This window comes from Paenibacillus sp. XY044 (assembly GCF_002257645.1).
Classification (GTDB): domain Bacteria; phylum Bacillota; class Bacilli; order Paenibacillales; family Paenibacillaceae; genus Paenibacillus_AQ.
This window is the reverse complement of record NZ_NQMO01000007.1, coordinates 131,519-145,604: the sequence shown is the minus strand read 5'-3', so window position 1 is coordinate 145,604 and position 14,086 is coordinate 131,519. Positions and strand designations below refer to the sequence as shown.

The 14,086-nt window shown below is 47.8% G+C and carries 12 protein-coding genes; 9 read left to right on the top strand and 3 right to left on the bottom strand.

Going from position 1 to position 14,086, the window contains the following annotated elements:
* Window position 1 precedes the first annotated feature (1 nt).
* From CJP46_RS25115 to CJP46_RS25085, 7 genes are all read left to right on the top strand, one after another.
* A complete protein-coding gene (locus tag CJP46_RS25115) occupies window positions 2-880 on the top strand; it encodes an ABC transporter permease (RefSeq protein ID WP_094598384.1) in 879 nt (292 codons plus the stop codon).
* Window positions 873-1,703, top strand: a complete 831-nt coding sequence (locus tag CJP46_RS25110; RefSeq protein ID WP_094598383.1) for an ABC transporter permease — start codon at window positions 873-875, stop codon at window positions 1,701-1,703. Before CJP46_RS25115 ends, CJP46_RS25110 begins: the two co-directional genes overlap by 8 nt.
* Window positions 1,704-1,798: 95 nt before the next feature.
* Window positions 1,799-2,977 carry an amidohydrolase gene (locus CJP46_RS25105; protein ID WP_094598382.1) on the top strand — a complete coding sequence of 393 codons (1,179 nt, stop codon included), beginning with the start codon at window positions 1,799-1,801 and terminating at the stop codon, window positions 2,975-2,977.
* A gap of 421 nt (window positions 2,978-3,398) precedes the next feature.
* Window positions 3,399-4,007 carry a YdcF family protein gene (locus CJP46_RS25100; RefSeq protein ID WP_094598381.1) on the top strand — a complete coding sequence of 203 codons (609 nt, stop codon included), beginning with the start codon at window positions 3,399-3,401 and terminating at the stop codon, window positions 4,005-4,007.
* A gap of 128 nt (window positions 4,008-4,135) precedes the next feature.
* Window positions 4,136-4,606 carry a GNAT family N-acetyltransferase gene (locus CJP46_RS25095; RefSeq protein ID WP_094598380.1) on the top strand — a complete coding sequence of 157 codons (471 nt, stop codon included), beginning with the start codon at window positions 4,136-4,138 and terminating at the stop codon, window positions 4,604-4,606.
* 183 nt (window positions 4,607-4,789) lie between these two features.
* Window positions 4,790-5,299: an AAA family ATPase gene (locus tag CJP46_RS25090; protein WP_094598379.1), complete on the top strand. Its 510-nt coding sequence runs from the start codon at window positions 4,790-4,792 to the stop codon at window positions 5,297-5,299.
* A gap of 235 nt (window positions 5,300-5,534) precedes the next feature.
* Window positions 5,535-6,905: a flavin monoamine oxidase family protein gene (locus tag CJP46_RS25085; RefSeq protein WP_094598378.1), complete on the top strand. Its 1,371-nt coding sequence runs from the start codon at window positions 5,535-5,537 to the stop codon at window positions 6,903-6,905.
* Window positions 6,906-7,210: 305 nt separating this feature from the next.
* On the opposite strand, the gene CJP46_RS25080 is transcribed toward CJP46_RS25085, so the two are convergent.
* Window positions 7,211-8,146: a S66 peptidase family protein gene (locus CJP46_RS25080; protein ID WP_094598377.1), complete on the bottom strand. Its 936-nt coding sequence runs from the start codon at window positions 8,144-8,146 to the stop codon at window positions 7,211-7,213.
* 1,210 nt (window positions 8,147-9,356) lie between these two features.
* Between CJP46_RS25080 and CJP46_RS25075 the strand changes: the two genes are divergently transcribed.
* The gene (locus CJP46_RS25075) at window positions 9,357-10,421 is read left to right on the top strand and encodes a Gfo/Idh/MocA family protein (RefSeq protein ID WP_179281322.1); all 1,065 of its coding nucleotides are present in this window, start codon (window positions 9,357-9,359) and stop codon (window positions 10,419-10,421) included.
* Window positions 10,422-10,443: 22 nt separating this feature from the next.
* On the opposite strand, the gene CJP46_RS25070 is transcribed toward CJP46_RS25075, so the two are convergent.
* On the bottom strand, window positions 10,444-11,319 hold the full coding sequence (locus CJP46_RS25070; protein WP_094598375.1) for an AraC family transcriptional regulator: 876 nt from the start codon (window positions 11,317-11,319) through the stop codon (window positions 10,444-10,446).
* A 150-nt stretch (window positions 11,320-11,469) separates the two neighbouring features.
* Between CJP46_RS25070 and CJP46_RS25065 the strand changes: the two genes are divergently transcribed.
* A complete protein-coding gene (locus CJP46_RS25065; RefSeq protein WP_094598374.1) occupies window positions 11,470-12,306 on the top strand; it encodes a phytanoyl-CoA dioxygenase family protein in 837 nt (278 codons plus the stop codon).
* A gap of 259 nt (window positions 12,307-12,565) precedes the next feature.
* On the opposite strand, the gene CJP46_RS25060 is transcribed toward CJP46_RS25065, so the two are convergent.
* Window positions 12,566-13,972, bottom strand: a complete 1,407-nt coding sequence (locus tag CJP46_RS25060; protein WP_094598373.1) for an MFS transporter — start codon at window positions 13,970-13,972, stop codon at window positions 12,566-12,568.
* Window positions 13,973-14,086: the final 114 nt, after the last annotated feature.

The window sequence follows — 14,086 nt, the reverse complement described above, 5'->3', positions numbered from 1 at the left end:
TATGGCTCGCCAATCCGCTGTGAGACGAACGCAATCTTTTTATTGGCTTATGCTCTCGCCGTCCCTGCTGTTCCTGCTGGCTTTCCTGGTAGTTCCTTTTATCATGCTGATTGTGCTCAGTTTTCGTGAGGTTGACAGTTTGTTGAATGTACTGCCTACGTACAGCATTAAAAATTATGTTCAGGTATTTACCACATCGTCATATCTCACGACGATCCGCTCCACACTTGGAGTGGCGGCGCTGACGACTGTAATTGTGCTTATAGCAGCCTACCCGGCTGCTTATCTACTCGTAAGGACGTCGAATAAGGGATTGCGGACCTTCTTTTATATTCTGCTGATCTCACCGCTGCTGACGAGTGTAGTCATTCGTACGTTTGCTTGGATCGTCATTCTCGCCCAGAACGGTCTCTTGAACGAGGTGCTGCTCAAACTGCATTTGATCGATGAGCCCTTATCCATACTGTGGAGCATGAAGGCCGTCGTTATTGCGTATGTTCAGGTCATGCTGCCGTTTGCCGTTCTGCCGATCGCCACATCGATGGGTGAGATTCAACCTAAGCTGCGTGAAGCGTCGATGAGCCTTGGAGTCGGCCGGGTTCGGACCTTCTTGCAGGTTACGTTCCCACTTACGCTTCCAGGCATGCTCTCCGGCGCAGCAATCGTGTTCTCCCTTGCAGCAGGCAGCTATATCACGCCCTTGCTCGTGGGCGGGCGTCTGCAGCCGCTGCTGCCACTGTCCATCTATCAGCAGGCGGTGCAGGTCTTCAACATGCCCTTTGCAGCTGCACTAGCCATCACACTGCTGGCGCTGGTAGGCATTGTGGTTGGAGTGATTAGCTGGATATCTAAGAGATGGGAGGCGAGATTTCATGACTGATCCAACCGCCAATCGAGGTAAAGTGCGCAGGGGACGCAAGTTTTCTGCCCTGACTACACTCATATGGATAGCAGGTATTCTGGTGTATCTGTTCCTGATCTCGCCGATCCTTGTTATCGTTCTTTCTGCATTTAGTCCGACTGAGTATCCTACCTTCCCGCCGCAAGCCTTGTCTGTGCGCTGGTTCACAGCTGTATTCCAGAATAGTGACTGGTGGGATGCGCTGCGTGTCAGCCTCATCCTTCTGGTTATTGTGACTCCGCTTACCGTGTTGCTTGGAACAGCAGCAGCCTATGGCCTGGGACGGTTAAAGTTCAGGGGGCGGGAAGCGATTCAGTCCTTGATGCTGTCGCCATTAATGATTCCGCAAGTCGTACTCGGGATCGCACTTCTGTATGAGTTTACCAGCTTGGGAATTATAAATTCCCTGACCGGTTTGGTTATTGGACACATCGTTGTAGCCTTTCCCTATGTCATCCGAGTCGTCAGTGTCAGTGTGACCGGACTGGATCCGAAGCTTGAATCGGCATCGATGAGCCTTGGGGCAGGAAGATGGACGACATTCCTGAGAGTGACTCTCCCGTTGATCAAACCAGGCATGATCGCCGGTACGGTTTTCTCGATCGTGGAGTCCTTCGGTGAAGTATCGGTCAGCATGTTTGTATCTTCACCGGGCAATATTACCATACCTGTTCGCATTTTTAGCTATATTGATCAGACGTTTGACCCGTCGGTGAACGCAATTTCCGTCTTGTTTATCGCCGTAGCGGTGATCGCTTTGATCATCATAGACAAGTCGGTGGGTCTAACCAAAGTGATGTGAAAACAGAACTTACAAAGTATGCAGCAAATATGTCTAGGCCAGGTTAACGGTGAAACGTGAGCCTGGCCTCTCTGAATAGAACAGGGGGAATATGAATGACTATTGCAACATGGATGGAGCAGGCGGAGGCCCTGCAGGAACAGGTCGTCGCGTGGCGCCGGCATTTTCACCGTTTTCCGGAAGTATCATTTCAGGAGGTTGAAACATCGGCTTTCATCGAACAGCAGCTGTCTTCCTTCGGGAATCTGGAGCTGTCACGTCCAACACCAACTAGTGTGATGGCCCGCCTGATTGGAACCCGGCCTGGCCAAACGTTGGCGCTGCGTGCCGATATCGATGCGTTGCCGATTCAGGAGGAGAACGAGTTTGAGTTCGTGTCACAGCATCCTGGCATCAGTCATGCATGCGGTCATGACAGTCATGCTGCCATGCTGCTTGGGGCGGCCAAGATCTTATCCAGCCGGAAGGATGAGATCGCAGGTGAAGTCCGCTTTATATTTCAGCATGCTGAAGAACAGGTTCCGGGAGGTGCACAGCAGCTGGTAGAGGCGGGCGTACTCGAGGGCGTGGACGCCATCTATGGCCTTCACCTCGTCTCCTGGATACCCACAGGCCAGATCGGTGTCATTGACGGTCCAGCGATGGCCGGAAATGATGCCTTTGAGATTACGGTTCGCGGGAGGGGGGGGCATGCGGCCTATCCGCATCAGGCGGTGGACGTAATCTCTGTATCAGCCCAGTTGATTACCAATCTGCAACATATTGTCGCCCGCCGTCTGGACCCTCTGGATCATGCCGTCCTCTCGCTGACCCAAATTCATGGCGGAACTTCATATAATTCATTTCCCGAGGAACTAAAGATCCATGGTACCTTCCGAGCCTTTGATCAGGAGGTTCGCAACTTCATGCCAGGCATGATTCGTCAAATAATTGAAGGTGTTGGAAAGGCGCATGGTGCTGTGTGTACTTTGGATTATCAATACGGGTACTTCCCACTAATAAATGATAAGAAGTTGGTGGACCTCGTAAGAGGGGTTGCGAGAAATTTCTTCGGGGAACAGCGGGTACAGGAGATGAAGCCCGTGCTGGGTGCCGAAGATTTCTCCGCTTACCAGCAGCATGTTCCTGGTGCATTTATTTATATTGGATCAAGTAACGAAGCGAAAGAAAGTCATTACCCACATCATACGCCGCGTTTTAACGTGGACGAGGATGGGATGGATACAGGGCTCAAACTACTGTTGTTGATGGTGGATAAATGGCAGCAGCTCTAGTGATCATAAGTTATCCAAGTAAAAAAGTGCACATAATCCAAATATCTTCTCCCCTTGCTAGGAGCAGGGGGGGATGTAAGATGACAAGAACATATACGCTTCATAGCCGCGCAGCTGCGGCTTTTTTTGTTTTAAAGATATATGTTCTTGTCACTAAAATTCGAGGGACAAGAACATATATCTTTAGCCAAAAATGGCAAGAACATATATGGTTAACCGTAGTTGATTAAGAATTAACAATTACGAGGTGGCGCTTAAAACGTTACTACAAAATCAGGTAATTAAGCTAACGGGTAGGATAGTTCAAAGGTTTCCGCGAATACCCTATATATGGAATTGATTACGGATTTCGTGAATAAGACGTTGTCGGAATCAACGAAAAGAATTTATGGCGTCTAATCAGTCATTATGGAGGACTTATATGTTGATATCAGAAATTTCTCTAAACACGTTGAATCGTGAGCAGATAACTAATCTCTTGTATGGTAAGAACATTGAACTAGACAAAGGTAATAATACAGGGGATTGTGTTTTTGTATTTGGTGGAACATATATGGAACGTACAGAGAAGGCGGTTGAATTATTTAATAAGGGAAGAGCGCCCTATATATTATTTACTGGAGGGGATAAATACGGTCAACATAGTGTTTCTGAAGCAGTTATGTTACGCAATAAAGCACTTGAATTAGGTGTGCCAGAAGATAGAACAATTATTGAATCTGAATCCAACAATACACTGGAAAATATCATTTGCTCTCTTTTAGTTTTAGAACGTAAATTTGGTTTACATAAAATAAAACGCTTGCTGCTTGTTAGTTCTCCAGGACACATGCGCAGATGTATTTTAATGTGTAGAACTTTTATGCCTCCGTGGATCGAGCTGATATGGTGTCCAGATAATCGATCTGTAGGGCAACGTGATAACTGGTGGAACGACCCCGAATGGGAGCGAAGAGTTATGGATGAAGCTTTCAAAGTTGTGAACGGAGTAAAAGAACGATACTTTATAGATGCAGAAGTAGATATTTAGAAATTATTCAACAAAAGGGAAACAATTTATTTTAGGATGCAAACCCGAGGAAGGCTTTGACATCCGATAACACGTTCGGATTTTAATGGCACCAATGAATGATATTAATTTTGATGGGAGGGTTTTTATTGGAAATAGCAATCATACCTCTTAACGAATCTCACATTTCTCAAGTTAAAGGTTTGATAGCTGGCTACATAAATTCTACTTCGAATAGAGTGGACGAATCAGAGTTATCACCAAAGCAGCTAAAACAATGTGAACAAATACTATATCGTTTTACTAAAGACAGCTCAGCTCATTGTTATTTGGCCAAGCAAGATCATGAGTATATTGGGTTCATCGTCCTTTCCTGGAGCTTCTCAATAAGCAAAGGCTACCCAGTATTACGTATAGAGGCTTTATACTCATCAGAGAAGCATAGAAATAAGGGCGTAGCTAGGAAGCTAATGGAGCATGCCACTAAATTAGCTATTTCAAACAAAGCAACAAGATTACAGCTAGAAACAGATGATGATAATGTCCCAGCTCGTACTTTGTACAAGCAATTAGGATTTAAGTTAATAGAAGGTAAGGGTGTATATATGTCATTTTTATAGCGTAATTGGTTTTGAACTAACTGAGAAAGTTTAGTTAAATAAACGATCAGGAATTAGCTGCCGATCAGCATCGGCAGCTTCACTACGTTAACGGGCTGTTCTTAAGGACGATATTTATAGGGTATACCGAAAATTAAAAGAACCAACAACAATTAAAAAGTGGGGAAGAAGGAGGGTCTAGCCATGGGCATTAGGAATTATCTGATTGAAGGCGTGTCCGGCACCGGCAAAACTTCGGTCTGCAAAGAATTGCAGCGGCGCGGCTACCATGCCATACATGGTGACCGTGAATTGGCTTATCAAGGCGATCCGGAAACGGGTACACGGACGGATGGCGTCGCGCACGAGCACCACATTTGGCATGTAGATAAAGTAAAAGCTTTGGTCGCCAACCAGGATGAGGCAGTTACATTTTTTTGCGGTGGTTCTAGGAACTTTTCGAAATTCATAGATCTATTTGACGGCGTGTTTGTCCTCGATGTCGACCTTGACACATTGAACCGGCGGCTTGACGAGCGACCGGAAAATGAGTGGGGTGGAAAGAAAACAGAACGGAAACTCATTGCGCGATTGCACCAAACGAAAGAAGACATTCCGAAAAACGGAATTATAATCGACGCCACCGCGCCGATCGAGCACGTCGTTGACGAAATCATCCGTCAGAGCGAAGAAAATAAACGCCAAGGAAAGTAACTTTTAGACATTTACAGACAGCCCAATACACCGGCGCACCTGGTTACGAATTGTCCTATCCACTGCGCTCGGGGAACGATAGTTCAAAATAAGGGAGCAGAATGCCGCGGGCCGGCAGCTGCTCCATTTTTATTGAAGTAACGAGCTGCATAGAATAATAAGAAGCGCCTAGGAACCAATTGGATTACAAACACACATAATGTCTATAAAGTAATATTTGGAGGAATCGGATTTTATGGTCATAGGTCGTGTTCCTGAGCAAATTGTAGTGATTGGGGCAGGGATGGCGGGTTTGGTATGCGCTTTGGAGCTTATGAAACAAGGGTATGACGTGCGTTTATTAGAGGCAAATAGCCGACCGGGTGGTCGCATATACACGATGCGGGATCATTTTGCCGACGGATTGTTTTGTGAAATCGGGGCTGCCTTCATTGGAGAGCATCATTTTCTCACATTGAGTTATGCCCAGCAAGCCGGGGTTCAATTAATAAATTTACCTGTCCCCAATCGAAGTTTGTCATATATCGACGGGAGATTAATCATAGATTCTCCGGCTGAACCTGCAATATGGCCTGTTTCACTTACAGCCGAGGAAAGAATTTTAGGATATGCGGGAATGTTGGAAAAGTACCTCATGCCGGGGCTTAAAGCGGCGGGTAATCCTTTTTTGCCGGGCTGGCCCACAAAACAAGCGGTACAGCTCGATTCAATGACAATGGATGAATATCTTAGAGATCAAGGAGCATCTGCGGGTGCGATGAAGCTGTTTGAGATCGGCTATATGCAGATGTTAGGTGATGGTATTCGCAAAGTATCTGCATTACAGCGACTGCTTGACTTAAAAATGGCCGGTTCCGAAAGAAGTTCAAAAACTATCGTAGGTGGAATGGATCAACTACCGAAAAAGCTTGCCCTTACAATTGGCTCTAATATCAGTTATGGATGTGCTGTGACGCATATTGAACATAGTAATAAAGGAGTAACTATCCGATTTAATCATTCCGGCGAAGTTTTCACGATCTGCTGTGATCGGGTCATTGTAGCCATTCCCTCTAAAGTCTTGCGTACAATTCATTTTTCACCGCCACTTAGCAAAGAAAAAAATGATGTCATTCAAAATCAACTTTCAACTTCCGTTACGCGTACCGTCATCCAAAGCAGAACTAGATTCTGGAACAACTTAAGTTCCTTTGCTACAGTAAATACGGATCTGAAAATTGGATGGTTGCTTGATGCTACATTCAGTCAAACGACATCAAGGAGGGGGTTAATTTGTTCGTACTCCTCCGGTGAATCGGCGCGAGAAATATCTAGAGCTGGTCATTTTAACTCCGCTGTATCAGAAATCAAACAGGTGCTTCCTGAATTGTCGTCTAATTATGAAGGTGGGACAGTCTTTTCTTGGGATCATAATCCTTATTCTCGAGGCGCGTATGCTTGGTATAAGCCGAAACAGATGATTCGAATGCTCCCAACACTATCTGCCGAAGAAGGTAGAATTTACTTTGCTGGCGATCATACAAGTCTTTTTCCGGGTTGGATTGAAGGTGCGATCTCTTCTGCGTTGCGAACTGTAAATCAAATTATTGCCGGAAACAGCATATAATACGAAATGTATGTATTCATAACTAGTACGAGACCATAACCTGAGCCATGAGGTTGAAGTGGAATACATCGGGGCTTCACATTAGTAAAGAACGGTCGGCAGCCTTGCTGTTAGTTCTAAGAAAGAATTGGTCTTAATCAAAAAAAATCTGTAAGACGACAAGAACATACAAGCTTAATTGCCGCGTAGCTGCGGCTTTTTTTGTTTTGACGATATATGTTCTTGTCAAAATCCGGGATGCAGATCAGTTGTGTTCATTGTTTCACTAACGGAGAATGTAAGCATAAAGACGAGCTGGTAGATGGTCATGACGATTGGAAAACGCTGATGGTAGGTTCAACTATAGTTATTCTATTATTGACTGAATCTAGATTAACGGTTGCGCCAATCGGCAAAGCGGCTTTATAAAAGCCATGACCTGTGGCAAGGTTCGTTATCGTCGGCTTACCGAGAGGTACAACAAATTCGTTGATTAAATCCTCATAGGATTTACCATAAGCCGCCTGGCAGCCTGAGCACTCTCCCATAATAATGCCGATGCAGTCACGAAATTTTCCGGCAAGCTTCAAATGATTCAAGTACCTGTAGACGGTATTGGTAGGTTCATGTGTTTCTTCAAGAACGAGAATTTTACCCCTTGTATCGATTTCGAAAGGCGTACCCAACGTATCGACAAAGGATGTCAGATTACCGCCCACAAGCTGCCCGGTAACGTTGCCCGGAACACGGCTTATCAGCGGCATTCCCGGCGGATTCAAAATTGTCCGGGTTAATGAGTATACGGATGTCGCGGAAAAAAACTGATCGAAACTATAAGCGGGCGTTTCGGATTTGAAGTCAATCAACAGCAGACTATGGAATGTTATTAAATCCACATATTGATGCAGTACGTTTAATAGTACCGTTATATCGCTGTAACCTGTAACAATTTTTGGATTATTTCGGATCACAGTATAGTCAAGGTAAGGAAGAATTCCAGCCACTCCTGTACCGCCTCTGGTGGGTAGTATCATTTTAACCCGCTCGTCTTGAAACATCATCATCAAATCAGAAGCCCGCTGCTCGTCTGTGCCGGCAAGAAACCCGTTTTGAGCATATACATATTGACCCAATACAACATTGAACTCCATTGCTCTCAAAATTTCGATCCGTGCATTAATTACGTCTGCAGCGAGCGGGCTGCCCAAGGTAACGACTCCAACGGTATCGCCCCTCTGCAAGATTGGCGGACTTATCGGCATATGCTTATCTTCCTTCCTGAAAATAGGAGAAGCCATTGTGATATCAAATCTTTAGAGTATATTGGCAAAGTCCCAAGCACAGTACTTAAAAGGAGCTTGAATGAACCAAGAAACCCTCTTTCATAAAGGGAATAAAATCTTGTTGAGTCGAGGTGGTCCCCCGAGCACAAGGCCTTTATCCATAAGCAGCACCTGTTCTTTGTTGGAACGGCGCCCATGTTGCGGGATGGGCACGTCAATTTGTCGCCGTAAGGGTATGATACGTTCCGGATTTTGTCCGAGCGTAGGGTCGCGTACTTGGATTTGACCGGGAGCGGCAATGAGACCAGCGCCCGTCTTGAAGAGAAAGGTCGAAACACAATCATGTTCTGCGCATTCCAGGGGCCTGCAAACATCCTGCGCCTCTACGGAAACGGAAAGATATTCTCCCGGAGGAGAGAGAGGGAGCCGTTATACTGGATGTTCGATCCGCTGCCCGGCGTCCGCAGATCATTGTGGTCGATATACATCAAGAAAATCCATACATCCTGCGGCTATTCGGTGCCGTTCATGTCGTACGAGAAGGGAGAGGGACAACGCTATTCAAGGGGACTAAAACCAGTTCACATTACGCAAGTAACCGAAGAAGTGGTAGGAAAGTTGGTACATTAGTGCTTCATTATTGAACTAACGAGGAACTTTAGTTTAATAAGAAAAGTGCAGCAGTGATAAAGAGAACATCCCTGTAGATGTTCTCTTTTTTTTTCTTAGTTAGGATTATCGAGCGAATGAGCTACACTCTCCAAAATGTTGAGGTTTTGATACTGATGCGATATTGTCGCTGCAAAAGGCTCGGGAGCGTCCTTTAATATTGAACTAACGGACAGGAATATTGAGAGTTGGTAACGAATACATAATTTGATTTTCCATTCAATTTATTGGGGTACTTGGTGGTTCGATCGCTGAAGGCACTCTATTGGACAATGTAGTTGGTTATGGCTGTTGGAACGTGGCCGAAATAAACCATGCGGCTGTTTCATGGCGACATGCTGGAATGTATTCCTTTCAGTCGTGGCATGCACGCCAGGCAGGAGCCAACGAATGATCTTCAGTTGAACGCTATGGAATGTATGACGATTTTTATATTGTTGTCGGGATAGATCATGAAAGTTGCCCGCTAATTATGATGGAAATAGAAAATGCGAGACTGAATGCAGAATGGAGGAGAAGGATGGACAGAACGATAGGCTTAGGGATCCTGGGGTTTGCTCATGGACACATCAACGCTTACATCGAAGAATGGAAAAATCCTGAGCATGGCATCAAAGTGGTGGCCGGGTGGGACCACGATCTCAAAAGGCTGGATGCTGGCAGTAAATCCTTTAAGATCAACCCTTATTCGAGCACGAAAGAGCTGCTGAGTCGCAGCGATATTCAAGCGGTCGTCATCGCCGCGGAGACTTCGATGCATGCCGAACTGGTTGAGCTGGCAGCTGCCTGCGGCAAAATGATCGTGCTGCAAAAGCCCATGGCGCTCTCGATGTCCGAAGCGGACCGCATTGTAGAAGCCGTACACAAGCATTCGGTACCGTTCACGATGGCATGGCAAATGCGGGTGGACCCGCAAAATCTTCAAATGAAGCAATGGCTTGAAAGCGGGGAGCTTGGCAGGGTGTTTATGGTAAGGCGCAGACATGGACTTCCAATGGGACTGAATGCGGAATTCGCCCAATCTTGGCATGTAAACCCGTTGTTCAATCGGGATATTTGGGCGGACGACGCGTCTCATCCGGTGGACTTTCTTCAGTTTCTGCTTGGGATACCGGAGACGGTTACGGCTGAAATCGCATCGCTCTATAATCCGCAGATTCCGAATGACAACGGAATCGTCATCTTTCGTTATCCGAACGGTCCAATTGCCGAAGTGAGCTGCTCTTTCACCTGTACGGCGGCAGAGAATACGGTAGAGATCATCTGCGAACGAGGCACGATCGTGCAAAATTACGGGGATGTTCCGAGCTGTAACGTACCGCGTCCGGAGGATATGGAGGGGCTGAAGCGGTTCGATGCACAAACCGGCTCCTGGACGGTCAGCGAGATCGGCAGCCCGTCCAATCACGGGCAGCGCATTCGCGTGCTCGCGAAGCCGCTGGCCGAATTTTTGCGGGGCGAACGCGGTCCGATTGCAACGGCGGAGGAAGGCAGAGCTTCCCTTCGCATGGTGTTGGCGAGCTATGTTTCCAATCAGGAAGGCCGCCGTGTCAGACTGGATGATCCGGGAATTGATGGCGTATAGACGGAGAGGAGGAACAAGGGCGCTATCCATCTCCGCCGGTCCGGCCGTGCATTCGGAATTCCGTCGGCGTGAGACCCGTCTCCTGCTTGAATTGATAACTGAAATAGTGAAGGCTCTTAAAACCGAATTTTTCCGCGATCAATTCCAGCTTCTCGCCCTGCAGAAGCGCAAGCTTCGCCCGTTTGATCCTTTCCCTGATAATAAAATGCTTCGGCGTCACCCCCATTTCATGTTTGAACAGCTTGGTGAAATGGACCGGATGATAGCCGCACAAGCTGGCAAGTGTTGCAACCGACCAGTTTGTGCCGGGCTCATCCTGCATCGCTTGAATGGCCGGCTCGATCTTGTTCCTCGATCCCTGTACGGGCTCGTTCCCGAGCAGTTGTCGACAGATCAGGGCAATCGCCTGCATCATAAGCGAACGCAGTGTCAGTGTATATCCCGGAAGCTCGGATTCGTATTCGTTAACCATTTTAGACAAGATCGGTTCAAGTCCGGCCACGGATAGCAGGGTAGGAACCGTGACTTCTCCGTAAGACGGTACATGAAAAACGGACTGACGCGGGGCGCTGAATGAGCCCGGATCGCCATATTTGATTTGGAGTCCGGGATGGACGGGCAAAGGAGAAGGGGCGTGCCAATGGAAATGAACGCTGAAATAATCCGTCGTTCGAAAAGTCGTCAGCTTCGTTTGGCATTCCGGACCGTAACAAACGCATTCCCCCGGCCGAATGGCTACTTTTTGTCCTCCAATCTCGAGCTCCGCGCAGCCGGACACGACATAGAAAAGCTGATTGTCGGGGATCTTCCGATACCCCCAGTCCGTACCCGCCTCCGCCGTTGCCCGGGCAGAAAAATTGACCGTTGGCGTAATCATGTCTAATGTTCCGGTATACATGAACAATCTCCTCCGTCTGAAGCTTAAACTTGGAAATACCCAAAAAGATGATGGATTTCGGAAAATACAATGATGAGCATTCCCTTTATGATAAATCTGTAAAAAGCGTTTACATCCATTATTATAAAACGAGCGGGAGCGTGAGGTAAGATGCTGAATGCAAACCAGTTGGCCGAATTCGAGAAGAATGGTTTTGTGAAAGGCGGCATTGTCTTAAACGACGAGGAAGTGGAGCGTCTGCGCGAAGAGCTTGATTTAGTCATGGAAGGAAAGTCGGTGAATAAACCGGTCCTGAACCGAAACATGCTCGCGGAAAGCAGCGATTCCCTTCACGAGGGGATGAAAATGACGGTCAGTGAGAAAGTGGTGCAAATCGTCAACATTTGGATGGCCAGCGACGCTTTCTTCCAGCATGCCGCGCATCCGGTCATTTGCGAGGAGATCGCCCAGCTGTGCGGCACCGATACGCTGCGGATATGGCATGATCAAATCCAATACAAACCGCCCGTCTCCGGCGGTCCGACGAACTGGCACCAGGACCACCCGCTTTGGCCGATCATTCAGCCCGCGGATTTGGTCAGCGCTTGGGTCGCGCTCGACGATGCGGTCATCGAGAACGGCTGCATGTGGATGGTGCCCGGCAGCCATAAGTGGGGGAACCATCAAGATTATTTGGCGAACACGCCCGATTTCATGCCTTATCATCGTCAGCCGGAGCTGCTGCCCGAGGAAGCAAAAGTGGAAGCGGTACCGTTTGAAATCAAGAAGGGGCAGGTTGGCTACCACCATAGCCTCACTTGGCACGGAAGCCCCCACAACCGTTCGGAGCGCAAACGGCGGGCAATCGCCGTTCACTACATGCCGGGCCATACCCGTTACGAGCCGGACGGCAGCCATCCGATGCTGTCATATGTCACGGTTAACAAAGGGGACATTCTGATGGGCGATCATTTCCCGGTCGTCTTTTCATCGGCCGCCATTGGGTGATGAAGATTTGGTGAAGAGGTTGAAGGGGCACTCGACACCGGGTGCCCCTTTTCCTTACAAGATCCGTTCGGAACGGTTAAAGAAGGTAATGAAATTATGCTGTTGCGCTTGCAGGCAAGCAATACGAGTCTTAGGAGACAGCTTCCGGCCTTATGTTGGATAAGAAGCAGTGCTTTTTTATCTGTATTGGCTGATTCCAATAGGGTTTGGTTCACGGATGTCCGTTCTGTGATGCAGGGCGTACTGTCATTTTAGCTGTTCACATATTTTTTTTTGAACGTTTACGAATACCTAGGGCGGTGATACCAATCCCGAGAATGGATGCTGCGATCGGTACAATCATCGCTGTGCGGTAGCCGTCAAGCATTGCTTGTGGTGATTTGTCGGAACCTGTGGCGCCAATCTGTATAGCAGTTACGACCGCCAAGCCGAGCGCGGCACCAAATTGGAAAGAAGTGTTCAATAGACCGCCGGCGAGCCCTTGCTCTTCTTCCGATATTCCGTCCGTGGCGGCGATGGTTAAAGGTCCATAAGTCAGAGAAAAGGCGATACCGGTCAGAATCATCGTCGGAAACATAGCAGCATAGGTCCAATTCAGACCGATGGGAAGGAATAGGGCGTAAGCGACAGCAGCGAGACAGAAACCACCGAAAATCACGGGAATGTTGCCGAAACGATGTACCAGTTTGGGAGTCAGGGTAGGTGCGAGTATGGAATCGACACCGACAGCCAACAGGGCAAGACCGGTTTCAAAAGATGACCAGCCGCGCAGTTCTTGGAGGTATAGCACCGTTACGAATTGGAATCCGAAAAAGGAGCCGGCAAACAACATGGCACCAAGGTTAGCCCTTACGAGTGAGCTAGCAGCAAAAATGCCTAGACGTACCAAGGGAGAAGCCGAACGTCTTTCTATTGTCGCAAAGATGCCAAATAACAGAGCACTGCATGCTAGTAATCCGATGGTCCAACTCCAGCCTAGATTGGAAAATTCCACGACACTGTAGACCAACAGCAGCATGGCCGCTGTAATGCTGGTTGCTCCGGCCAGATCGAAGCCTTGGGCGGGGGCCTCCAACCGTCCGGAGACCGGTATGAGACGAATGGCAGCTAGAAGAATCACGAATGCAAATAGCACTGGACCGTAGAAAACCCATCGCCAACTGATCTCACTTAAGACCCCACCGACCACGAGTCCGAGGGAAAACCCGGCGGCTGCCGTGCCAGCATATACAAGTAATGCCTTGTTACGTGCATTTCCTTCCGTAAAGCTTGTCGTGATGATGGATAAACCGGCCGGAGTCATAAATGCCGCACTAATGCCTGTTACGAATCGGGCGGCGATCAGCATCCAGCCTTCGGTCGATAATCCTCCAAACCCGGAGAAGACAAAGAAAATAGTGAGCCATACCAGAAACATTTTTCTTCGCCCGAACAAGTCGGCTGCCCGCCCCCCCAGCAGCATGAAGCCGCCATAACCCAGTACATAGGCGCTAACCACCCATTGTAGCGAACTGGTCGACATGCCCAGTTCAGCACGGATGGAAGGTAATGCAACGCCAATCATCGACACATCGATCCCTTCCAGAAAGATGGCTCCGCATAATACAAACAATAAGCCCCATGAGAGCTTGCCGGAACTTTGGATACTTTGAACATTTGCCTTCATTGACTTTGTCCTCCTTAACAAGCATAATCAGCTATTACGGAAACGGCGGATGAGTTGCGACGATTTCCGTATTGGCACAACGAGATTATCTATCATATAATCGAGGAATAAAAG